General features: G+C 38.6%; 22 protein-coding genes. 20 read left to right on the top strand and 2 right to left on the bottom strand.

What is annotated here, in order from left to right:
* Positions 1–6: 6 nt before the first annotated feature.
* The 18 genes from yfmF to BMSHG_RS01730 all read left to right on the top strand — a co-directional run bounded on the left by yfmF (position 7) and on the right by BMSHG_RS01730 (position 18,843).
* Positions 7–1,287, top strand: a complete 1,281-nt coding sequence (yfmF, locus tag BMSHG_RS01825; protein ID WP_019152723.1) for an EF-P 5-aminopentanol modification-associated protein YfmF — start codon at positions 7–9, stop codon at positions 1,285–1,287.
* A complete protein-coding gene (yfmH, locus tag BMSHG_RS01820; RefSeq protein ID WP_019152722.1) occupies positions 1,287–2,576 on the top strand; it encodes an EF-P 5-aminopentanol modification-associated protein YfmH in 1,290 nt (429 codons plus the stop codon). Before yfmF ends, yfmH begins: the two co-directional genes overlap by 1 nt.
* 36 nt (positions 2,577–2,612) lie before the next feature.
* Positions 2,613–3,335 (top strand): elongation factor P 5-aminopentanone reductase, encoded by a 723-nt coding sequence (ymfI, locus tag BMSHG_RS01815; RefSeq protein ID WP_019152721.1) that lies wholly within the window; start codon positions 2,613–2,615, stop codon positions 3,333–3,335.
* A gap of 87 nt (positions 3,336–3,422) precedes the next feature.
* Positions 3,423–3,680 carry a DUF3243 domain-containing protein gene (locus BMSHG_RS01810; protein ID WP_019152720.1) on the top strand — a complete coding sequence of 86 codons (258 nt, stop codon included), beginning with the start codon at positions 3,423–3,425 and terminating at the stop codon, positions 3,678–3,680.
* A 364-nt stretch (positions 3,681–4,044) separates the two neighbouring features.
* Positions 4,045–4,836, top strand: coding sequence for a DUF3388 domain-containing protein (locus tag BMSHG_RS01800; protein WP_019152718.1), 792 nt, complete (start codon positions 4,045–4,047; stop codon positions 4,834–4,836).
* A 137-nt stretch (positions 4,837–4,973) separates the two neighbouring features.
* Positions 4,974–5,870 carry a helix-turn-helix domain-containing protein gene (locus tag BMSHG_RS01795; RefSeq protein WP_019152717.1) on the top strand — a complete coding sequence of 299 codons (897 nt, stop codon included), beginning with the start codon at positions 4,974–4,976 and terminating at the stop codon, positions 5,868–5,870.
* Between the two features lie 93 nt (positions 5,871–5,963).
* Entirely contained in the window at positions 5,964–6,542 is a 579-nt protein-coding gene (gene pgsA, locus BMSHG_RS01790) for a CDP-diacylglycerol--glycerol-3-phosphate 3-phosphatidyltransferase (RefSeq protein WP_019152716.1), read from the top strand.
* 45 nt (positions 6,543–6,587) lie between these two features.
* A complete protein-coding gene (locus BMSHG_RS01785; protein WP_019152715.1) occupies positions 6,588–7,841 on the top strand; it encodes a competence/damage-inducible protein A in 1,254 nt (417 codons plus the stop codon).
* 237 nt (positions 7,842–8,078) lie between these two features.
* Entirely contained in the window at positions 8,079–9,122 is a 1,044-nt protein-coding gene (recA, locus tag BMSHG_RS01780) for a recombinase RecA (protein ID WP_019152714.1), read from the top strand.
* Positions 9,123–9,486: 364 nt separating this feature from the next.
* Positions 9,487–11,049: a ribonuclease Y gene (rny, locus tag BMSHG_RS01775; RefSeq protein WP_019152713.1), complete on the top strand. Its 1,563-nt coding sequence runs from the start codon at positions 9,487–9,489 to the stop codon at positions 11,047–11,049.
* Between the two features lie 92 nt (positions 11,050–11,141).
* Positions 11,142–11,939 (top strand): TIGR00282 family metallophosphoesterase, encoded by a 798-nt coding sequence (locus tag BMSHG_RS01770; protein WP_026073292.1) that lies wholly within the window; start codon positions 11,142–11,144, stop codon positions 11,937–11,939.
* A gap of 176 nt (positions 11,940–12,115) precedes the next feature.
* Positions 12,116–12,376 carry a stage V sporulation protein SpoVS gene (gene spoVS / locus BMSHG_RS01765; RefSeq protein ID WP_003211281.1) on the top strand — a complete coding sequence of 87 codons (261 nt, stop codon included), beginning with the start codon at positions 12,116–12,118 and terminating at the stop codon, positions 12,374–12,376.
* A gap of 22 nt (positions 12,377–12,398) precedes the next feature.
* A complete protein-coding gene (locus tag BMSHG_RS01760; RefSeq protein ID WP_148346784.1) occupies positions 12,399–12,578 on the top strand; it encodes a hypothetical protein in 180 nt (59 codons plus the stop codon).
* Positions 12,579–12,899: 321 nt separating this feature from the next.
* Positions 12,900–14,633 carry a 2-oxoacid:acceptor oxidoreductase subunit alpha gene (locus BMSHG_RS01755; protein WP_019152710.1) on the top strand — a complete coding sequence of 578 codons (1,734 nt, stop codon included), beginning with the start codon at positions 12,900–12,902 and terminating at the stop codon, positions 14,631–14,633.
* Between the two features lie 2 nt (positions 14,634–14,635).
* Positions 14,636–15,502 (top strand): 2-oxoacid:ferredoxin oxidoreductase subunit beta, encoded by an 867-nt coding sequence (locus BMSHG_RS01750; protein WP_019152709.1) that lies wholly within the window; start codon positions 14,636–14,638, stop codon positions 15,500–15,502.
* A gap of 510 nt (positions 15,503–16,012) precedes the next feature.
* Positions 16,013–17,557 carry a tRNA (N6-isopentenyl adenosine(37)-C2)-methylthiotransferase MiaB gene (gene miaB / locus BMSHG_RS01740; protein WP_019152707.1) on the top strand — a complete coding sequence of 515 codons (1,545 nt, stop codon included), beginning with the start codon at positions 16,013–16,015 and terminating at the stop codon, positions 17,555–17,557.
* A gap of 1 nt (position 17,558) precedes the next feature.
* Positions 17,559–17,990 carry a RicAFT regulatory complex protein RicA family protein gene (locus BMSHG_RS01735; protein ID WP_019152706.1) on the top strand — a complete coding sequence of 144 codons (432 nt, stop codon included), beginning with the start codon at positions 17,559–17,561 and terminating at the stop codon, positions 17,988–17,990.
* A gap of 310 nt (positions 17,991–18,300) precedes the next feature.
* Positions 18,301–18,843, top strand: coding sequence for an outer spore coat protein CotE (locus tag BMSHG_RS01730; protein WP_019152705.1), 543 nt, complete (start codon positions 18,301–18,303; stop codon positions 18,841–18,843).
* An 80-nt stretch (positions 18,844–18,923) separates the two neighbouring features.
* Here BMSHG_RS01730 and BMSHG_RS01725 read toward each other — a convergent pair whose 3' ends face one another.
* Both BMSHG_RS01725 and BMSHG_RS01720 read right to left on the bottom strand, forming a co-directional pair.
* Positions 18,924–20,531 (bottom strand): glycoside hydrolase family 43 protein, encoded by a 1,608-nt coding sequence (locus BMSHG_RS01725; RefSeq protein ID WP_019152704.1) that lies wholly within the window; start codon positions 20,529–20,531, stop codon positions 18,924–18,926.
* A gap of 24 nt (positions 20,532–20,555) precedes the next feature.
* Positions 20,556–21,746: an ROK family transcriptional regulator gene (locus tag BMSHG_RS01720; RefSeq protein WP_019152703.1), complete on the bottom strand. Its 1,191-nt coding sequence runs from the start codon at positions 21,744–21,746 to the stop codon at positions 20,556–20,558.
* 324 nt (positions 21,747–22,070) lie between these two features.
* On the opposite strand from BMSHG_RS01720, the gene BMSHG_RS01715 reads away from it, so the two are divergent.
* Positions 22,071–23,375 carry an extracellular solute-binding protein gene (locus tag BMSHG_RS01715; RefSeq protein ID WP_019152702.1) on the top strand — a complete coding sequence of 435 codons (1,305 nt, stop codon included), beginning with the start codon at positions 22,071–22,073 and terminating at the stop codon, positions 23,373–23,375.
* A gap of 93 nt (positions 23,376–23,468) precedes the next feature.
* On the top strand, positions 23,469–24,347 hold the full coding sequence (locus BMSHG_RS01710) for a carbohydrate ABC transporter permease (RefSeq protein ID WP_019152701.1): 879 nt from the start codon (positions 23,469–23,471) through the stop codon (positions 24,345–24,347).
* Positions 24,348–24,349: the final 2 nt, after the last annotated feature.

Raw genomic sequence — 24,349 nt, 5'->3', positions numbered from 1 at the left:
GAATACATGGCAGTAATATCGGAAACGGTTAAAGAAATGCAAGGTTACAATCTTCATATAGTAAAAACGGAAAAGTACAAAACAAACACTCTTGTTTGGAAGATGAAAGCACCTTTAAGTAAGGATGACGTCACATTACGTGCATTATTACCTTATGTATTACAAAGCAATTCAAAAGCATATCCTACATCAACTGAGCTAAGAGCTTATTTAGATGAACTTTATGGAGCTAGCTTCTATGTCGATCTAGCCAAAAAAGGGGATTATCATGTCATTAGTTTTGCCCTTGAAATGGCAAATGAAAAATTCTTATCAGATAAAACCCCGTTGTTGAAGACAGGTCTAGAATTTTTATCAGAAATTTTATTGAATCCCAATGCTAGAGATGAAGCATTCGATCAAGAGACAGTTGAAAAGGAAAAGCGTACTCATAAACAAAGAATACAATCTAGTTATGATGATAAAATGAAATACTCAAGTACAAGATTGGTCGAAGAAATGTGTAAAGGGGAAAGATATGCCCTTCACGTTCATGGTGAAATGGATGAAGTCGATCGAATCACAGCTGAAAGCTTATTTGCCTACTATAAGAAGGCGTTTGCTGAGGATGAAATGGACTTATATGTTATTGGCGATGTTTCAGAAGAAGAAGTTGTATCAAATCTTAAGGAAAAAATGAAATTTGTGCCACGTCAACCAAAGCTTGTGGAGAGAAGCGATATAACAGGAGAACGAGAAGTCAATACGATCAATGAGGTACAAGATGTGAAGCAAGGAAAGCTGAATATCGGTTTTCGGACGAATGTACGCTATGGGGATGAGGACTATTACGCTCTTCAAGTTTTAAATGGAATTTATGGTGGCTTTTCGCATTCTAAACTATTTATTAATGTCCGCGAAAAAGCAAGCTTGGCCTATTATGCAGCTAGTCGCTTGGAAAGCCATAAAGGTTTAATGATGGTTATGTCAGGAATAGAGCATAAAAATTATGAACAGGCAGTAACGATTATTAATGAACAAATGACAGCTATGAAAAACGGCGATTTTTCCGATCAAGAATTGTCTCAAACAAAAGCAGTTATTCGCAATCAACTTCTAGAAACGATTGACACAGCAAGAGGAATGGTTGAAGTTTTGTATCACAATGTCGTTTCACAAAAAGAAATTACATTAGATTACTGGATGGAGCAAATGGATCAAGCGACAAAAGAAGACATCGTTCAAGTGGCTCAGAAGATTCAACTGGATACGGTTTACTTTTTAACGGGACAGGAGGTGGCTAAATAATGGAGAAAATTACATTTGAGCAATTACAAGAAGAGCTTTATTATGAGAAATTAGCGAATGGGTTAGATGTCTATATCCTCCCGAAGAAGGGATTTAATAAAACGTATGCAACCTTTACGACAAAGTATGGCTCTGTTGATAATCACTTTATTCCTCTCGGTAAGGATCAATATGTAAAGGTACCAGATGGAATTGCCCACTTTTTAGAGCATAAGTTGTTTGAAAAGGAAGATGGCGATGTCTTCCAGCAATTTAGTCGCCAAGGTGCGTCCGCCAATGCATTTACATCTTTCACGAGAACAGCCTACCTATTTTCCAGCACGTCTGACGTGGAATTGAATCTAGAGACATTAATGGATTTTGTCCAAGAACCATACTTTACAGAAAAGACGGTGGAGAAGGAAAAAGGAATTATCGGTCAAGAAATTACGATGTACGATGATAATCCAGATTGGCGCTTATACTTTGGTTTGATTGAAAATCTTTATCAAAACCATCCTGTGAAAATTGACATTGCCGGTACGATCGAATCGATTTCGCATATCACGAAAGATATGCTGTATGAATGTTATAACACCTTTTATCATCCGAGCAATATGCTATTATTTGTTGTTGGGCCAGTCGAAGTTGAGCAGATCATGAATCAAATTAAAGAAAACCAGGAAAAAAAGCCATTCGAATCCCAACCCGAAATTAAACGTCGATTTGAGCCTGAAATCAAAGAAGCGAACGAAACAAAGAAAGTTCTTGAAATGAATGTACAAACACCAAAATGTCTACTTGGGATTAAGGCCCTTCACGATCAACAAAGTGGCATGGAGATGCTTAAAAATGAGTTAACGACAAATGTTTTATTAGATATGCTTTTTGGAAAGAGCTCAGCTAATTATGATACGTTGTATAATGAAGGGTTAATTGATGATACATTTTCCTATGATTACACACAAGAACATGGCTTTGGCTTTGCGATGATTGGTGGAGATACTAGCAATCCAGAACAGTTAGTTGAAAGATTAAAGGGGATGCTTTTTGCCGCTAAAGATAGTGGTTTAGCCGAAGAAATGTTAGAAAGAACGAAGAAGAAGAAGATCGGTGGATTTTTACGAGCGGTAAACTCACCTGAATTTATTGCTAATCAATTTACAAGATATGCATTCAATGAGATGAATCTCTTTGATGTCGTACCAACGTTAGAAAAAATTACGATTGACGATGTACAAAAAGTGGCGAATGAATTTATCTCTGAAGAGCGTTTTTCTGTGTGCCAAGTAGTTCCAAAAAAGAATTAAGTGTGCTTCATAGGTAGGGAGTAGGTAGGAAGTAAGATGAAAAAATATGCGTTAGTAACAGGAGCAAGTGGGGGAATCGGGCGAGCAATTGCTCTTAATTTAGCGAAAGAAGGCTATAATCTTTACTTGCATTACAATAAAAATAAACAGTCTATTCAACAGTTGCTGGAGGAGCTGTCAGTTTTTGATGGGGAATATGTTCCGATACAAGCGGATTTATCCTCTAATAGTGGTTACCAAAAGCTCGTTTCTCATATCTTCTCAATTGATGTCATTATCCATAATAGTGGCATGGGACAATACGGCCTTCTCGTTGACTTAGAAGAAGAAGAGGCGCAAAAGCTCATTACAACTCATGTCACGAGTCCATTGTTGATGACGAAAGAACTACTTCCTAAAATGCTCTCGAAGAAAAGTGGCAACATTATTGTTGTATCTTCTATTTGGGGGCAAACAGGAGCTGCGTGTGAAGTGGCTTATTCAACTGTAAAAGGTGCTCAAATTTCCTTTGTGAAAGCACTTAGTAAAGAAGTGGCTCTTAATGGGATTAGGGTAAATGGAATCGCTCCAGGGGCGATCAAGACGCCGATGATTACGACTTTTTCAGAGCAAGAACTCGAAACCATTGCTGAAGACATTCCGATGGGACAATTGGGAAAACCTGAACACATTGCTGATACAGTGTCGTTTCTTCTATCTGAACGTTCCGCTTATATTACTGGTCAAATTATCGCAGTAAATGGCGGCTGGTATATGTGAATTTTGTTTGAAAAAGATCTAAACGATGTATAAGATTCTTATCAAGTATGCAAAATAACCACGTAATACATTTAAGGAGGTTATTTTATGTCTGTACTTGATAATTGGAACCAATGGAAAGACTTTTTAGGAGATCGACTTCATCAGGCTCAAGGTGAAGGCGTGAATCAAGAGGTTATTAGTGATATTGCTTATCAAGTTGGAGATTACTTAGCAAAGCAAGTCGACCCAAAGAACGAGCAAGAAAGAATTCTATCAGATCTTTGGTCTGTTGCAACACCTGAAGAACAACATGCGATTGCAAATGTAATGGTTAAATTAGTTCAAAATAATGGGAATTCTTAAAAGTTAATATTCTGCATCAAGAGAGGCAATGCCTCTCTTTTTAATCGTTGTAGGAGATTATGAAAAGCAATTATATGATATTTCATACGAAGAAAACGCTCTTTTGCAAGATGATCTAAATAAAATTGGTTTGATTTGCTTTAATCTTAAACTTGAACTTGTTTTTTCCTTTCATATTCATAGAAAATCCTTTATTATAGTAGCTAGATGAATTTGCTTAATTTTGGTGAATTTGTCGAATAAGAGAATAATTTGGAGAATGCCAATATCTGCTCTTTCCAAGCTGATAACGTATATACGATAAATGGACCTTATGATCACCTTGGAACAGGCGCTCCTTATTTCTACTTCTAAGGAGGTTTCCATGGAAAAGCAAGAATGGTACTTAGAATATGAAATAACAACAAATCGCCCTGGATTACTTGGTGATATTTCGTCATTATTAGGAATGCTCTCGATAAATATCGTGACAATTAATGGGGTTGATCAAGGCCGACGAGGGCTGTTAATTTTAGCTAAAAACCATGATCAAATCGTTAGACTTGAGTCTATTTTACATACAATGGATACAATAAGAGTAATTAAGCTTCGAGTTCCTAAGCTAAGGGATCGATTGGCTGTTCGACACGGACGATACATACAAAGAGATGCAGATGATAAAAAAACTTTCCGTTTTGTTCGTGATGAACTTGGATTATTAGTTGATTTTATGGCAGAATTATTTAAAAAGGATGGCCACAAACTGATTGGTATTCGAGGGATGCCAAGAGTCGGAAAAACAGAGTCTGTAGTGGCTGCCAGCGTGTGTGCAAATAAGAGATGGCTATTCGTATCATCTACTTTACTGAAACAAACAATCCGCAATAAACTAATTGAGGATGAATACAGTGAAGATAATCTATTTATCATTGATGGCATTGTTTCAACGAGGCGTGCTAACGAGCGACATTGGCAATTAGTGAGAGAGATTATGCGACTTCCTGCTGTAAAAGTTGTGGAACATCCTGATATATTTGTCCAAAATACGGAATATACTTTGGATGATTTCGATTATATTATTGAACTTCGAGACGATCCAGAGCAAGAAATTACATACGAAATTGTTGAAAAAAATAATATGTTTTCAGACTCCGATTTTGGTGGGTTTGATTTTTAGACAATGTTTTTAAATTCATCTCAAAAAATAAGATAGAGGGTTAAAATTGTATGTCAAAAAAACAGTCCTAGGTGTGGAAATGGGATCGGTTTTCATAGACATATCATGAAATTTACTCAGTTGGAAGGTGTTACAAATTGACAGAACTAGGGAATCGATTGAAGGAAGCTCGTCTTGAAAAAGATATGAGCTTAGATGATTTACAAGCAGTGACAAAAATTCAAAAAAGATATTTAGAGGGAATAGAAGAAGGAAACTATAGTATGATGCCAGGACCATTCTATGTCCGAGCGTTTATAAAGCAATATGCAGAAGCAGTCGAGTTAGAGCCAGAAGAGCTGTTTGAGCAATATCAAGCAGATGTCCCAGCTTCTTTCAAAGATGATATTCCAGAAAAACTTTCCCGGGTTCAAAATCGAAAAACGATCTCTGGTGGGAACTCGAAATTCTTTGATATCCTTCCGAAAATATTAGTGTTTCTCTTTATTATTGGTGCCCTCGCTGTCATTTGGTATTTTTATCCGAAAGATGGAGGAAATGAGGCTAATGATCCTGTAGAAAATAATACGGGTGGTAGTGCCTCTTATGAAGAAGCGGAGAATTTAACTCGCGAACCAGGAGAAGAGAATCCTGTTGAAGAAGATGTTACTGAAGAAGATCCGGAAGAAACGGAGGTAGTGGAAGAAGAACCAGTACCTGAACAAGAAATTACAGTAGCTGAATCGGAAGGGAAAAAAACGACTTATCAACTTCAAAATGCTGAACAATTTGTATTAAAGGTTGTTACCACTAGTGAAAGTTGGGTCGAGATAAAGAATGGTGCTGGACAATCATTCTTCAAGGGTATGCTTAGCACGAAAGAGAATGCGACAGACAATCATACAGAAGATGTATCAAACGAAGATGAAGTAGTCATTAGGGTAGGGAATTCAAAAAACACTGAGATCTATGTGAATGATGCATTAATCGAGTACGTGAATACGACTGATCACGTTCAAGACATTACGATTCGTTTTATGAAAGCTTCTGAATAGTCATCGATTCGGTGACTATTTTTCGCTTTCACTCAATAATTGAGTGATAATTATAAATATGCAAATTTTTTATGAAGTTGGAGGGTAAATCAAATGAATTTGCCAAATAAAATAACGGTCTCAAGAATTATACTGATTCCTTTGTTTCTAATTATTATGTTGTATCCTTTTTCATGGGGAGAAATGAGTTTTCTTGGCGCAGAACTTCCTGTGACACATTTTGTTGGAGCATTAATTTTTATCATTGCTTCGACGACTGATTGGATTGATGGGTATTATGCTCGTAAATTGAACTTAGTTACAAATTTAGGAAAATTTTTAGATCCACTAGCAGATAAATTATTGGTGTCAGCCGCATTAATTGTGTTAGTCCAACTTGGTATGGCGTCGTCATGGATTGTCGTGTTAATTATTAGCCGTGAATTTGCTGTTACAGGACTTCGGGCAATATTAGCTGGAGAAGGGGAAATTGTTGCAGCCAATATGCTTGGAAAAATTAAAACATGGACACAAATTATTGCGATTTCAGCGCTACTACTACATAATATGATTTTTGAATTAATCTCTCTTCCATTTGCAGACATCGCACTTTGGATAGCTGCGTTCTTTACCGTATGGTCTGGTTGGGATTATTTTAGTAAAAACAAACATGTTTTTATCAATTCAAAATAATAGAATATAGGGCTTACTAATCTTTCATAGTTAGGAGTGTTTTGGATGAATGCAGAGATTATAGCAGTTGGTTCAGAGTTACTACTCGGTCAGATTGTCAATACGAACGCTCAATTTCTGTCGAAACAACTTGCAAACATTGGTGTCAATGTTTATTACCATACGGTGGTCGGTGATAATCCAGAACGCTTGAAGCTTGCCCTTGAGAATGCTGAAAGCAGGGCTGATTTGATTATTATGACAGGCGGACTGGGGCCGACAAAGGATGATTTAACAAAAGAGACGATCGCATCGCACTTAGGAAAACCTTTAGTTCATGACGAAGTTGCCTTAAAGTCAATCGAGGAATATTTTCAAGCGACGAATCGAGTCATGACAGAGAATAATCGCAAACAAGCGCTTGTATTAGAAGGTTCAACTGTCCTTCCGAATGATCATGGAATGGCACCTGGAATGGTGGCGACTGTCAATAATCGAACATATATGTTATTCCCAGGACCGCCTAAAGAGTTAGAACCTATGTTTCTACAATATGGCGAAAAAGAACTTTTGAAGAATCAGCCTAGTAATGACAAAATCGTTTCTCGTGTCTTGCGATTTTTTGGAATTGGGGAATCAACGTTAGAGACGGAAATTGAAGATTTAATTGATGGACAACAAAATCCGACGATTGCGCCGCTTGCTTCAGACGGCGAGGTTACGCTTAGATTGACAGCAAAGGCTAACAATGAAAAGCTTGCAAATCAGCTCATCGATGATACGGAGCACCAGATTCTCTCAAGGGTGGGAGAATATTTCTATGGCTACGATTCCACTTCTTTGATGAATGAGTTATTTCGTGAATTGGATGCACGAGATTTATCTATTGCATGTGCTGAAAGTTTAACAGGAGGACTTTTTCAACAGGAAATAACTTCGATCTCTGGTGCTGGGGATGTGTTTAAGGGCGGAGTCGTTTGTTACGCTACTGAAGTGAAGAATCATGTTCTTAAAGTGAAAAAAGAAACAACGGATACGGATGGGGCAGTCAGTGCGGCATGTGCGATGGAACTTGCTGAAAATGTTCGCTCCATTATCCAAGCAGACATTGGAATCAGCTTTACAGGTGTTGCTGGACCAGCGAAGCAAGAAGGAAAACCTGTAGGGATGGTCTTTATCGGCGTTTCTATTAAAGGACAAGAACCAATCTATGAGCAACTGCAGTTAGCAGGCACGAGAGAAGGAATCCGTATTAGAACAATTAAGCATGGATGTCATTTCCTTCTTAATACGTTAAAGGGATCACAGGTGCGAAACTAATCGCTCCTGTGATTTTTATTTTCAGATAGTTAGAGGAAATGATTTCAATTCAGATGCAATTCGGATTGAAATGTTGTTTTTCCCCTAGTAAAAGTTGTTTTTTGGGGATTTGTTTTCGGTCAAAAAAAACGAATGAATGTTCGATTTTTTTCTCGACAAATGAGTAGAAAACAGTTATATTAAAGATAGGTTTTTAATAGAGATGAACCGATTGGTAGAATTAAGGAGGAATTTATAGTGAGTGATCGTCAAGCGGCCTTAGAAATGGCGTTGAAACAAATAGAAAAACAATTTGGTAAAGGTTCCATCATGAAATTGGGCGAACAAACAGATCGTCAAATCTCAACTTCTCCAAGTGGCTCTTTAGCGTTAGATGCAGCTCTTGGAATTGGTGGATATCCTCGTGGACGTATTATCGAAATTTATGGACCTGAAAGTTCAGGTAAAACAACTGTTGCCTTACACGCTATTGCAGAAGTTCAGGCTGAAGGGGGACAAGCTGCATTTATCGATGCGGAGCATGCTTTAGATCCGGTTTACGCTTCTAAGCTTGGGGTTAATATTGATGAATTGCTCTTGTCACAACCTGATACTGGTGAGCAAGCACTTGAAATAGCTGAAGCGCTTGTAAGAAGTGGAGCGGTCGATATTCTTGTTATTGACTCTGTTGCTGCCCTTGTACCGAAGGCGGAAATTGAAGGGGAAATGGGAGACTCTCACGTAGGTCTTCAAGCTCGTCTAATGTCTCAAGCTCTTCGTAAGCTATCTGGTGCCATCAATAAGTCTAAAACGATTGCCATCTTTATCAACCAGATTCGTGAAAAAGTAGGGGTCATGTTTGGTAACCCTGAGGTCACACCAGGAGGACGTGCTCTGAAATTCTATTCTTCTGTCCGTTTAGAAGTTCGTCGTGCAGAATCATTAAAGCAAGGCAATGACATGGTTGGGAATAAGACAAAGATCAAAGTCGTGAAAAACAAAGTAGCTCCACCGTTCCGTGTGGCAGAAGTGGATATTATGTATGGAGAAGGAATCTCAAAAGAGGGAGAGATCATCGACCTAGGTTCTGAGAGTGATATTGTCCAAAAGAGTGGTTCTTGGTATTCCTATAACAATGAGCGCCTTGGCCAAGGTCGAGAAAATGCGAAGTTATTCTTAAAAGAGAATCCAGAAGTTCGCCTTGAAATTCAGCAGAAGATCCGTGAACACTATGGCTTAGATGGTGTTAAGGTCATCGAAGGTGAGGATGAAGATCAAGAAACATTTGATCTTGTAGATTAAGAACCATTTTTTCTAAGAACGCATTAAATTGATGCATGCAATAGGCAGATTTGTGTCCATTTATCTGAAACAGCAAAGCTGATACGCTTTGCTGTTTTGTATGTGATTTTTTATAGTTGGTTGAGCACTTTCATATTATGAAAAACCTATAGATCTTCACGCTCAATTTGCGCTGGAAAAAGCAGACAAGACAAGCACTTGACAATAAAAATTCACACCTTTACAATTAATATGTATATTTTACAATTTTTATAATGATTAAAACGTGAAAAAGCCTTTGTGCTGTATATTGATGTTTGACAATGTACATGCCGACAGTTTAGAAACGTAAAAACAAAAGTTCATAGCAAGAGGAGGTGAAATGATGGATCTAGTTGTTACAATCATCTCCATTTTGCTTGGCCTATTCGTCGGTGCAGTTGTTGGCTATTTTGTTCGTAAATCCGTTGCTGAAGCAAAGATTGCAGGTGCAAAAGATGCGGCGGAGCAAATTTTAGAGGATGCAAAGCGTGATGCGGACTCTACAAAAAAGGAAGCTCTGCTAGAAGCAAAGGATGAAATTCACAAGCTTCGAACAGAAGCTGAACGTGAAATTCGTGATCGAAGAAATGAGTTGCAAAAACAAGAAAATCGTTTAATGCAAAAAGAGGAAAACTTAGATCGAAAAGATGAGTCGTTAGATAAACGCGAATCACTATTAGAAAAGAGGGACGATTCTCTTAACAAAAGACAACAGCATATTGAAGAGATGGAAAGCAAAGTGGACGAGATCTTAAAGAAGCAACAATCTGAGCTTGAACGCATCTCAGGCTTAACGCGTGATGAGGCGAAGTCCATCATTTTAGAGCGAATGGATAATGAATTATCCACCGAAGTCGCTTTAATGGTTAAAGAGAGTGAGAATAGAGCAAAAGAGGAAGCGGACAAGAAAGCAAAAGAAATCTTGTCACTGGCCATCCAAAGATGCGCAGCGGACCACGTAGCTGAAACAACGGTTTCAGTTGTAAGCTTACCAAATGATGAAATGAAAGGACGCATCATTGGGCGTGAGGGCCGTAATATTCGGACACTCGAAACCCTTACTGGAATTGACCTCATTATTGATGATACTCCGGAAGCGGTCATTTTATCTGGATTTGATCCAATTCGAAGAGAAACAGCTAGACTTGCTTTAGAAAAGCTTGTTCAGGATGGTCGAATTCATCCAGCGCGTATTGAAGAGATGGTTGATAAAGCTCGACGCGAAGTGGATGAACATATCCGTGAAATCGGTGAACAAACAACCTTTGAAGTTGGTGTACATGGACTTCACCCAGATTTAATTAAAATTCTTGGTCGTCTAAAGTTCCGTACAAGCTACGGTCAAAATGTACTCAAACATTCTATTGAGGTTGCTCAGCTTTCTGGACTACTTGCGGCAGAACTTGGTGAAGATGAAACATTGGCTCGCCGTGCTGGATTACTCCATGATATTGGAAAAGCGATTGACCATGAAGTGGAAGGAAGTCACGTCGAAATTGGGGTAGAGCTTGCTACGAAGTATAAAGAGCACCCAGTGGTTATTAACAGTATTGCTTCCCATCATGGCGATAGTGAGCCGCAATCTGTCATTGCCGTTCTTGTAGCAGCTGCAGATGCTTTATCAGCAGCTAGACCTGGAGCAAGAAGAGAAACATTAGAGAACTATATCCGTCGCTTAGAAAAGTTAGAAGAAATTTCTGAGTCCTATGATGGGGTTGAGAAGTCATTCGCTATTCAAGCTGGGAGAGAAGTTCGTATTATTGTAAAACCTGATCAAATTGACGACTTAGAATCTCATCGTCTTGCGCGAGATATTCGCAAGAAAATTGAGGCTGAGCTCGATTATCCAGGTCATATAAAAGTAACAGTTATTCGCGAAACAAGAGCTGTTGAATATGCAAAATAAATAAAACGGTGCAGATGCACCGTTTTATTTATTTTGCTTTTTTGGTATAATGAACCATTAGAATGTTGGCTTCGAGAAAGGACTAAATGAATATGGATATATTATTTATTGGTGATGTAGTAGGTTCTCCGGGACGAGATATGGTTATGGAATATGTACCAAAGCTAAAGGAAAAATATCGTCCCCATGTCACAATCATTAACGGTGAGAATGCGGCAGGTGGAAAAGGGATTACTGAAAAAATCTACCGCAGCTTTTTAGAAGTAGGGACTCAAGCAGTTACAATGGGGAATCATACTTGGGATAATCGTGAAATTTTCGAGTTTATTGAAGAAGCTAAATACCTCGTTAGGCCTGCTAATTTTCCTGAGAATAATCCGGGAAAAGGGATTGTTTATTTAAGAATGAATCAAATCGAAATTGCGGTCATTAACCTTCAAGGGCGTACATTTATGCCAGCAATTGATGATCCATTTACGAAAGCAGATGAGCTCGTAGCTGAGGCCAAGGAGAGAACTCCATTCATCTTTGTTGACTTTCATGGTGAAGCAACAAGTGAAAAGCAAGCGATTGGTTGGTATTTGGATGGGAGAGTTTCCGCTATCGTTGGGACTCATACGCATGTACAGACAGCTGATAATCGCATTTTACCTAAAGGAACAGCATACATATCAGACGTGGGCATGACAGGTCCATATGATGGAATACTTGGCATGGATCGAGAAGTCGTCTTAAAGAGATTTTTAACAAGCTTACCCGTTCGTTTTGAAGTGCCGAAAACAGGGAGAACACAACTAAGTGGTGTATTGATTCAGTTGGATGATAAAACGGGCTATGCTAAAAAAATTGAGCGTATTTTAATCAACGAGGATCATCCGTTCTACTCATAATTGAATACAGCGTCCTCCGAGTTAATTCCTTCTTCAATGGATGAAGCAAATTTTTCATTATTTTGTCCAAGCTGGAATATGTGATTTAACATTTGAATATAGTAGCAATGGAATCATATATACCTGACCTGTTCAATAGATGAACATCAGGAGGGGTAAACGAGGAGGAGCTAGGAATGGAAATATTAAAAGTTTCAGCAAAATCTAATCCTAATTCTGTAGCTGGTGCGCTTGCCGGAGTTCTGCGGGAAAGAGGAGCTGCGGAAATCCAAGCCATAGGTGCGGGTGCATTGAATCAAGCCGTAAAGGCAGTAGCAATAGCAAGAGGATTTGTGGCACCTAGCGGAGTTGATTTAATTTGTATCCCGGCTTTTACAGACATTCTGATTGATGGAGAAGAACGTACTGCCATTAAGTTAATTGTTGAACCAAGGTAAGTTTTGGCACACGCTAGAGGGCATGGTTGACAGTCGTCGTGCTCCAAAGATGAATCGCTGTATAGGGATGAGCGAGCACTTGTGCGAAAATGATCGTCACTCGTATTACTACAACCTGTTTGCTGAGCAAGCAGGCTTTTTTCTTGAAATGGAGAATAAAGGCTGGAGAAGCAATAAATCATTTGTGAAGTACGATGATTGAGTAAGTAATTATTATGTTTTGAAAACTAAAAAAATATTCATACTTTCGTCAATATTTGTGCGGAAAGGGTTGCTTTTTTCACAACATAGGTCTAGAATTGAAAGCGTTTAGTACCCTACTTTTCCAATAGAAATTGGATTTGAACGGTACTTTACACTGAGTAAATTTCACAATGTCTAGAGGTTCATTAAGAAAGCGTTTCGCTGAATTTTTCTTCAGAACAAGCAATTCTTAATAGGAATCATTCATTTTGAAATGGACTCATCGAAAACAAATAACGTTTTTTACATATTTCTTAACGTATCCGAAGGGGTGTAAGACATGATCAATCAACTTTCTTGGAAAGTTGGCGGACAACAAGGGGAAGGTATTGAAAGCACGGGGGAGATTTTTTCGATTGCTCTAAATCGTCTGGGCTACTACTTGTATGGCTACCGTCACTTTTCATCACGGATTAAAGGTGGACATACGAATAATAAAATTCGTGTAAGTACAACTCAGGTTCGGTCTATTTCAGATGATCTAGACATTTTAGTTGCGTTTGACCAAGAGACAGTGGATCTAAATTACAAAGAACTCCATGACAATGGGATCATCATCGCTGATGCGAAATTTAGTCCAAAACAACCAGAGGATACCAATGCAACTTTGTATGCGGTGCCATTCACAGAGATTGCTACAGAACTTGGAACTTCTTTAATGAAAAACATGGTAGCAGTAGGTGCAACATGCGCTGTACTAGATTTAGATATTAATGTTTTCAGAGAAGTGGTTCAAGAAATTTTTGGTAAAAAAGGTCAACAAGTTGTTGATAAGAATATGGATGCCGTGAAGGCTGGTTTTGACCACATGAAAGCCGAATTGGCTGAAAATGCGGTTATGCATTTAGAAAAGGCGGATGGAAATAAACGCCTATTCATGATTGGGAACGATGCAATTGCGCTAGGAGCATTAGCTGGTGGATGTCGCTTTATGGCTGCATACCCAATTACTCCGGCGTCAGAAATTATGGAATATTTAATTCAAAAGCTTCCTGCACTTGGTGGAACGGTTATTCAAACAGAAGATGAAATCGCAGCTGCAACAATGGCAATTGGAGCCAACTATGCTGGTGTTCGTGCCTTGACAGCATCTGCAGGTCCTGGGCTTTCGCTAAAAATGGAAGCAATCGGGTTGTCTGGGATAACGGAACAACCGCTCGTAATCGTAGATACTCAGCGTGGCGGTCCATCAACAGGTCTTCCAACGAAGCAGGAGCAATCAGACTTAATGGCGATGATTTATGGAACGCATGGTGAAATTCCGAAGATCGTAATGGCTCCAAGCACAGTACAGGAAGCGTTCTATGATACAGCAGAAGCATTTAATTTAGCTGAAGAATACCAGTGTCCGGTTATTGTTTTATCCGATTTACAATTGTCACTCGGTAAACAAACCGTTGAACCACTTGATTATAGTAAAGTAGAAATTCGCCGTGGAAAGTTACAGCAAGACGAATTACCAGAGATTGAAAATAAAGGCTACTTTAAGCGTTATGAAGTGACTGAGGATGGAGTGTCTCCACGTGTGATCCCAGGTATGAAAAATGGAATACACCATGTTACAGGGGTAGAACATGATGAAACGGGTAAACCATCGGAATCTGCACTTAACCGTAATGCTCAAATGGATAAGCGTTTCCGTAAGATTGACCATATTAAATTTAATACACCTGTTTATAAGAACGCTCCTCACGCAGAGCCAGACCTTTTACTCGTCGGCTTTAATTCCACACGTGGGGCTATTGAAGAAGCGATAACTCGTCTGGAGAAAGATGGTTTAAAAGTGAATCATGCTCAAATTCGTTTAATTCATCCATTTCCAACTGACGAAATGTTACCACTTGTTCAATCAGCTAAAAATGTCCTTGTTGTTGAAAACAATGCAACAGGTCAGCTAGCCAATATTCTTAAGATGAACGTCGGACATGCTAACAAAGTGAAGAATCACCTAAAATATGACGGGAATCCATTCTTGCCACATGAAATTTATACAAAAAGCAAGGAGCTGTTCTAAAAATGGCAACTTTTAAAGATTTTCGTAATAATGTGAAGCCCAACTGGTGTCCAGGTTGTGGAGATTTCTCGGTTCAAGCGGCTATTCAAAGAGCGGCGGCAAATGTTGGATTAGATCCCGAAAGCTTAGCCGTCGTCTCTGGAATCGGTTGTTCAGGGCGGATTTCAGGATATATTAATTCATATGGGTTTCATGGAATTCACGGGCGCTCACTACCAATTGCCCAAGGGGTAAAAATGGCCAATCGTGATCTAACGGTTATTGCATCTGGTGGTGACGGAGACGGTTTTGCAATTGGAATGGGACATACCATTCATGCGATTCGCCGTAACGTTGATATCACTTATATTGTAATGGATAATCAAATCTATGGATTAACTAAAGGTCAAACTTCTCCTAGATCGGCTGCTGGTTTTAAAACAAAATCAACTCCATCAGGGTCAGTTGAACAACCTATTTCTCCTATGGAAATGGCGTTAACGGCTGGAGCTACGTTTGTTGCACAAAGTTTCTCAACAGATTTAAAAGATTTGACAGCATTAATTGAAGCTGGAATCAAGCATAAAGGTTTTTCCTTAATTAATGTCTTTAGTCCTTGTGTTACGTATAATAAGGTGAACACGTATGATTGGTTTAAAGAAAACCTTACAAAACTAGCAGATGTTGAAAACTATGATCCATCAAACCGTGAAGAAGCAATGCAAACACTGATGAAGCATAATGGATTAGTGACAGGACTTATCTATCAAAATACGGAACGTCCATCTTATCAAGAGCTTCTTAATGGTTATTCAGAAACTCCGCTTTCTCAAGCTGATCTTCAGTTAGATGAAGCGCATTTTGAAAAGCTTGTTTCAGAGTTTATGTAATAGACGATTTTACGACAACCTCATGATTGAGGTTGTTTTTTTTCGTTGTCCAGGAATTAAAATTCCCTCGACTTAATGTTCGCATAACGGTAGGAGTATCGCTATGAAAAAATAACAGGAAAAATTCCGCTTAATACCTTAACCATCATGAAAAAAGCCGAAATAACAGGAAAAATTCCTGCTATTCCCTCAAAAAATGCCAAAATAAACGATTTTGCCCTCCATAAGCGGAAAATCTTCCGTTATTTTCCCTAAAAGAGACTCCGTTGAGGAGATAACAGGAAAAATTCCGCTTAAGGGTGAGAGATGGTTGGATCGAATGAGACAAACCGAAGCTTCCTACATTTTGTAGGAGTTTTTTTTCATAGTTTTGACAGGTATAAGATATGTCCCGTATTAGGTTCCTATTGTATTCAATCCTTATAGGGTTTATACTTAAATAATGTGTGTATACCTATTAATAAGTAAAGTAGCATATTAGAAAAGCATTAATGAGAAAGGAGATTTTCAATGAACGAGAAGCAACGATTAGAAGGTCAGCAAGTGAAGGCTGCTAATTCTTCGGACAAAAAATCCGAAAAGGATTACAGTAAGTACTTTGAAGCTGTTTATGTCCCACCATCCTTAAAGGATGCGAAAAAAAGAGGGAAAGAAGAAGTTCAATACCATAATGATTTTACTATTCCAGAAGAATTTTTAGGAATGGGAAAAGGAAGAAAATTCTACATCCGTACTTACGGTTGTCAAATGAATGAACATGACACAGAGGTCATGGCTGGGATTTTTCTTGGACTTGGATATGAACCAACGGATTCTGTTGAAGATGCGAATGTCATTTTACTAAATACATGTGCAATACGTGAAAATGCGGAAAACAAAGTTTTTGGTGAACTAGGACATTTGAAGCACTTAAAAACACAAAATCCTGATCTTCTTCTTGGTGTATGTGGATGTATGTCTCAAGAGGAATCGGTCGTCAAGAAGATTCTTAAAACATACAATCAAGTTGATATGATTTTTGGAACGCATAACATCCATCGACTTCCGAACATTCTTCAAGAAGCCTATATGTCGAAGGAGATGGTCGTTGAGGTTTGGTCCAAAGAGGGAGATGTTATCGAAAATCTTCCAAAGGTTCGCCGTGGCAATATTAAAGCATGGGTGAACATTATGTATGGATGTGATAAATTCTGTACGTACTGTATCGTTCCTTATACACGTGGGAAAGAACGTAGTCGTCGCCCTGATGATATTATCCAAGAGGTGCGTCATCTTGCTGCCCAAGGGTATCAAGAAATCACCCTGCTTGGTCAAAACGTGAATGCGTATGGAAAAGATTTTGAGGATATGAACTATGGTCTTGGAGACTTAATGGATGAAATTCGTAAAATTGATATCCCACGCGTCCGTTTTACAACAAGCCACCCTCGTGATTTTGATGATCATCTCATTGAAGTTTTGGCTAAAGGTGGAAACCTTGTAGAACATATTCATTTACCAGTCCAATCTGGTTCAACAGATGTATTGAAAATCATGGCTAGAAAGTATACGAGAGAGCAGTATTTAGAGCTCGTTCGAAAAATAAAGGAAGCTATTCCAAACGTAGCATTATCAACAGATATCATTGTTGGTTATCCAAATGAGACGGACGAACAGTTTGAAGAAACCCTTTCTTTATATCGTGAAGTTGGTTTTGAAGCTGCCTATACGTTCATTTACTCACCTCGTGAGGGAACACCTGCTGCTAAGATGCAAGATAATGTTCCAATGGAAGTGAAAAAAGAACGTCTTCAACGCTTAAACAGCCTTGTTAATGAACTTTCAGCAGAAGCGATGAAAAAATATAAGGACCAAGTGGTAGAAGTCCTTGTTGAAGGGGAAAGCAAGAACAACCCTGATGTTTTAGCAGGTTATACTCGTCGAAACAAGCTCGTAAACTTTGTTGCTCCAAAAACAGCGATTGGTAAGGTTGTAAAGGTGAAAGTGACAGAAGCAAAGACGTGGTCATTAAAAGGAGAAATGGTGGAAGAAGTTCAACCAGTTGAGGTGAAATAAGATGGCGAAGTATACAAAAGATGAAATCGTAGCACGTGCAAAAGAATTAGCAGCGTTAATCGCGCAAACAGAGGAAGTTGATTTCTTTAAAAGAGCAGAAGCGCAAATTCATGAAAACGAAAAAGTGCGCAATTTAATTGATCAGATTAAAGGTCTTCAGAAACAAGCCGTTAATCTTCATCATTATGGTAAGCCTGAGGCATTGAAGAGAACGGAAGACAAGATTGCGAAGATTGAAGAAGAACTAGATGCGATTCCAGTGGTACAAGAGTTCAAGCAGTCACAAGGTGATGTCAACGATTTATTACAATTAGTTGCTTCAACGATTTCCAATAAAGTAACTGATGAAATCATCACTTCTACGGGGGGAAATCTCTTAAGTGGTGAAACAGGAGCAGAGATTAAGAATAAGGAATGCTCTCATAATCATTAGGTTTGAGTTCAAGTGCCTTTACCGATGCATCGGTAGAGGCTTTTTTTTATTCGAAACATTGCGTAGCATTTGGCGAATATATCCTCATCACAATTCGAGATAAAGAAATCTTTCAGCAAACTTTCCCCACCATTCACCTATTTCTAGGTAGATGCATAGGATGAACTAACTTTTAAATAATGAAATAGCCCTAATTAGCGGAATTGCGATTACGTATATCATGGATTAGACACTAATAAAAAGATAAGCACACTAGTCTAATATCCCGCATAGGATGAATTGAAACTTAAGTGAGGAGGGTTCGCTCGCAATGGGAGAATACAGAGAGATTATCACAAAAGCGGTCGTAGCGAAAGGACGAAAATTCACCCAATCCAATCATACGATTTGCCCTGAAAACAATCCAACTAGCATCCTTGGATGTTGGATTATCAACCATACGTACGAGGCGAAAAAGGTTGGCAAAACAGTTGAAGTTTGCGGCTACTATGACATTAATGTTTGGTACTCCTTTAATGATAATACACAAACTGAAGTTGTCACTGAACGAGTAGACTATACAGACGTCATTAAACTAAAATATCGTGACCCAGATTGCCTTGACGACCTCGACGTAATTGTGAAAGTACTTCAGCAGCCAAACTGTGTAGAAGCAGTTATTTCTCCAAATGGAAATAAGATCATTGTACATGTGGAAAGAGAATTTTTAGTAGAAGTAATTGGAGAAACAAAGGTATGCATAGAGGTACATCCAGGTATGTGCAAAGATGATGATGACGATTACTTCGACGTAGACGATGAGGAATTTGAAGATTTAGATCCAGATTTCTTAGTCGGCTCAGAAGAAGAGTAAAACAAAGGCTAGGGAGGTTATGCTTCCTAGTTTTTTTCTTGTTTTAAAGAAGAGCACCTACAAATGGGTGCTCTTTTAGTTTAATTTGGTTTATAAATAAAGTAATCAAAATCAGCATGTTGATTTTTCCCTGATGTATCCTGACATTGCATGCCTATGAAGGCACCTGTGAAAAATCCACCGCCTTGAATATAATCGTCAGATAATTTGTGAGATTGAAACTGGATCGGGATTTGTGTCCAGTTGATCCCATCAAAGGAATACGAGTACAGATATGTGTGCATTTGTACATCAACTCGAAGGTATACATATTCACGATCAGATGGAATGATCATTTCTTGATCCTCGAGTGGTTGAGCAAATTCAAAATGATCGCAGGTCATTAATTCGAGGATGCGTCCCTTTTTTTCGTGCCATGTAATTTGTAATGATGTCCAGTTTTTCGTATTGTAATAGTTTACGAGACCAGCAGATTGTTGAAAAGTCGTAGGCTGAAAGGAAACCTTTGTTTCTGCTGTGAAATTAAAATGCTGCCAACGTCTTGCGATAAACGCTTGAGTAAATCTAGAAGTTAATGACTCTTTTCCATACAGTCTTAAATGACTAGGTCGGTCGCTGAGGGAAACAATTTTCTCACCTAACGGGATGCGAAGTGATTGAAAATGAGAATTTAGCACAGAATCGTTAAAATCATCCTTCTCTTGATAATCAGCTTCCCATTTTACCTCCTCAATTTCAGGGCCAATGATTTCAAGAGATGGTTGATTGCCACCAACGACGTAAGGCCAATCATTTTCCCATTGTAATCGTTGAATCGCCGTTTCTCTGCCAAGTGGGCAAAAGCCTCTTGGATCTAAAAGGGGTTGGCCATCTCTAGGCAATGGCCTGCCCGTTAAGTGGACTAAAAACCATTCATCCGTATGAGTTTGTACGATCGAAGCATGGCCTGCCTTTTGCAAGGGGTTTCTTGGATGCGCAAAAGAACTAATTAATGGATTATCAGGGTGCACTTCATAAGGACCGTACAAGTTTTTGGACCGTGCAATGGTTGCTTGATGGTCATATTTTGTTCCACCCTCAGCAGTTAACAAATAATAATAGTCATTGATCTTATATAGATGTGGAGCTTCTGTTAATTTAATATCTGTCCCTTTAAAAATTAGTTCAGGCTTGCCTATGAGCTTTTGCTCAATGACGCTGTATTCCTGCAGCACGATTCCATAAAACTGATGATGGCTGACACGATGATCCCAAAGCATATTGACTAAATATTTTTTTCCATCTTCGTCGTGAAATAACGATGGATCAAAACCTGAGCTGTTTAGATGGACGGGTTCTGACCATTCCCCATCGATCGTCTCGCATGTGACAAGATAGTTGTGGCAATCCTTCCATCTTCCTTCAGTCACTTTGACATCGGTATAGATAAGCCAAAATTTCTCATCATGATAGGAGAGGGCAGGTGCCCAAACGCCACCAGAATCTGGATTTCCAAGCATATTTAATTGGCTTAAGCGATTTAACGGTCTCGAGATTAAACGCCAATTTTTTAAATCCTTTGAATGATAAATGCCTACTCCAGGGAACCACTCAAAGGTTGAAACTGCAATGTAGTAATCTTCGCCAGCTCTGCAAATACTCGGGTCTGGATTGAAACCTGGTAAAATCGGATTTTGAATCTTTGCCATTTTTCCACCTCATTAAAAATTTTATTATAATGCTTGTGAAAACTCTTGCAGATCACTATTGAAAAAATTCTCTGTAACAAATGCTGTTACACCTAAAGCGGCAGAGTGAGTGGATAACTCGGAAAAATTAATCTCAAGATCTCTTTGCTGGAACCATAAGGTACGTGCCTGCATCCGTTCTTCCAACGGTTTTTTCAGCCATTGTTCAGCAGCAGCCATTCGATTCCCGATAATAATTTGCTGTGGATTAAAAATGTTGATGATATTGTTGATCCCGACAGCTAGATTCTCCCCGATGTTTTCAAATTGTTGGATTGCTAGTTCATTGCCAGATTTGGAGAGTTTTAATAAGCAATCTAATGTAATCTCATCTCCGGACGATGAACGTAATCCTGCTTTGTTGGCCGTTTTCAGTAGTGCTTGTTCTGAAGCATATAGCTCCCAACATCCTTTATTGCCACAACCACATTTTTCTCCGGTGATGTTGATCGTCATATGACCAAGTTCACCTGAAAATCCATTATTGCCTCGATAAAGATGATTGTTCAATATGAGACCTACTCCGATCCCAATGCCAACGCTTACATAAACGAGATTGTTCGCCTCTTTTCCGGCGCCAAACAGTTTTTCACCATAAGCACCAGCGTTGGCTTCATTCTCGATGATGATAGGTACATTATATTTTTCTTGGAGTACACCTTTTAAATTAATATTGCGCCAATTGAGATTTGGGGCTAGTAGCACTTTCCCATCTTTACTTACAGTACCTGGGACGCCAATGCCAATCCCCACGATTCCGTATGGACTTTTTGGTGTTAGGGTGATGAGTTGATCAATCATTTCATATAAAAGAGCTATGATTTTTTCATAAGTTAGATGCTTGAAACTAATTGTTTTTTCATGGAAAATTTGACCTTGAAGATCGGTAACAATGCCAAGGAGATAATTGACACCGAGATCGATCCCGATAGAGTACCCTGCCACTTGATTGAATAAAAGCATTACAGGTCTTCTTCCACCACTAGATTCACCAGGACCAGATTCATAAATGAGTTGTTCTTCCATTAATTCGCTGACAAGTGAGGATACGGTACCTTTGTTTAAGCCAGTTAAGTTGGCAATTTCAGCGCGTGAAATAGGAGAGAGCTGTTTTATTGTGTTTAAGACAAGTGTTTTATTTTCCTGTTTGACAACATGCTGGTTCCACGTTTTCATTAAACTGTCATCTCTTTCTATAATTATTGTAATTTCATTATACGAGTCGATTTCAATTCACATCAAGGAAAGGTGTAGATAGCAAGTGTTCATTTTTTATTCAATATTTTCTGACAATGATCGACAAATGATTCAAATTGCCTTTGAGTGTTCCCAGTGAAAAAGCTGTTAAATCAGCTTTCTTCCTAGTTTGATGATGATAAAATACATGTTTGATACGTTCATTATACACTTAGTTTATCCACTAGACAAACGAAATGTTCTCTGTTATTCTATTTTTGAGCTTATGAATTAAGCATCATACACTTTTTAGGGGGTTTATGTATGAGAAAAAAGAAAACGATTACATTGATGTTCACCTTAGTTGCAACCATTTTTGTCATAGTTGGTTGTTCAGGCACAGACAGTGAGAATGCCTCAAGCAATACTGGTGATACGAAAACCATCAAGTTTATGCATTTGTGGCCAGAAGGAAGTTCGAAAACACATCACACAATTGTAAGTGAAATCATTGCTGATTTTGAGAAGGAAAACGAAGGTGTGAAGGTAGAATTAGAAGTTTTAAGTAATGAGCAATATAAAGATAAGCTAAAAGTGCTTTCGACCTCTAATGAATTACCAGACGTAGGGATGACTTGGGCAGCTGGATTTTTAACTCCTTATGTGGAAGGAAACAAATTTACTCCTTTAGATGATCTCCTATCAGGCGACTTAAAAGATAGTTTCGTAGCTGGCACAGCAGAAGCGTACGCTATTGATGGCAAAACATATGGTCTACCTCTAGAATTAAACATCGCACCTCTTTTCTACAACAAAGCTATCTTCGAAGAATACGGTCTAAAAGCACCGACAACCTATGATGAATTTAAAAATATAATAGAAACACTAAATGATAACGGAGTGGCTCCAATCGCTCTAGGAAACAAAGACCGTTGGACAGGGTCATTATGGTATATGTATTTAGCTGATCGAATTGGTGGAGCAGATGTATTAACAAGTGCGATTAATCGCTCTGGTAGTTTTGAAGATCCTGCATTAGTTACTGCAGCGAAAGAAGTTCAAAATCTAGTGGATATGAATGCTTTTGTAAAGGGTTTCAACGGATTGGCGGATGAAGAAGCAAAAAGCATGTTTATGAGTGAGCAGGCTGCCATGTACTTAATTGGTTCATGGGACTTACCAAACTTCACAACAAATGAAGATGTCCCTCAAGAGTTTAGAGATTCTATTGGATTCTTTAACTTCCCAACCGTAGACGGGTTAGGTGATCTAAATAGTCATGTTGGTGGACCTGGTGTCGGTTTATTTGTTAGCGAGGATTCTGAGGTGAAGGAAGAAGCGAAAAAATTTGTTGCATACTTTGTGAAAGAATGGGGCGAGAAATCAGTTACTCAAGCAGGAGTTATTCCCGCTACGAAGTTAGATGCTGATTCTTTAGAGCTACCACAAATGTATATTGATATATTAAATGAACTTAATAATGCAACAAATATTACTCTTTTCGCTGATGTACAAATGAGCCCAGAGGTTGCAGAAGTCCATTTAAACATGATTCAAGCAGTCTTTGGAAAGGAGGTAACACCTGAGGAATTTGCAAAAGAACATGAAGAAGCACTTGCAGCAGAATAATAGTGAAATAGAGTAGAAGGTTCAAAATTTGTATATAGAAAAGGACTCGTCCCTATTTGTGGGTCCTTTTCTACTAATATGGGGTTGAATGTAATGGATAAGGTAATGTCCAATAAATGGCTCATCGCGTTATTCGTCCTACCTGCGCTGCTCTTAACGGCCATCTTTATTTTTATCCCGTTAGCTTTATCCGGCTACTACGGCTTAATGGATTGGGACGGCATCGGTGCGATGAGCTTTACCGGCTTGGAAAATTATATAGAGGCTGTACAGGACGGGAAGTTTTGGAATAGTGCCTGGCATTCCTTTTTGCTTGCGATTTTTTCTACGCTTAGTTTACTTTTTTACTTAGCAATTGCACTCATTTTATCATCGAAAATTAAGGGTGCAGACCTTTTGCGGAAAATATACTTAATCCCGATGCTTCTATCTTCAGTAGCAATTGCTCAGCTATGGATTAAAATTTACAATCCGACTAACGGAATGTTAAATCAAATCCTTGTGATGATAGGTATCGATAATCCACCTGCGTGGTTAGCTGATACATCCCTTGTGCTATATGCTATTTTTGTGCCGATTCTTTGGCAATATGCAGGGTTTTATATTTTGATTTACTACGCTGCCTTGAAAAATATTCCTGAATCGATCATTGAAGCAGCACGGATTGATGGAGCAACTCCTTTACAAGTGGCGTTGAAAGTTAAATTGCCACTCGTCATGGGTGTCGTCAAAGTAACGATTGTATTGGCCGTTGTAGGTTCATTAAAGTATTTTGATTTGATTTATGTCATGACAGGTGGAGGGCCGAATGGTGCTAGTGAAGTGATGGCATCATACATGTACAAACTTGCTTTTAGCAGTAATAATTTCGGCTATGGAAGTGCGATCGGATTCCTATTATTGATCATTACACTAGTTGTCACATTTATCGTTCGCAAGTTAACAGCCACTAAAGAAGAAATACAGTACTAGGA

The organism is Robertmurraya massiliosenegalensis JC6 (assembly GCF_000311725.1).
Taxonomy (GTDB): Bacteria; Bacillota; Bacilli; order Bacillales; family Cytobacillaceae; genus Robertmurraya; species Robertmurraya massiliosenegalensis.
Note: the sequence above shows the minus strand (reverse complement) of the source record. Positions and strands in the feature narration are given on the sequence as shown.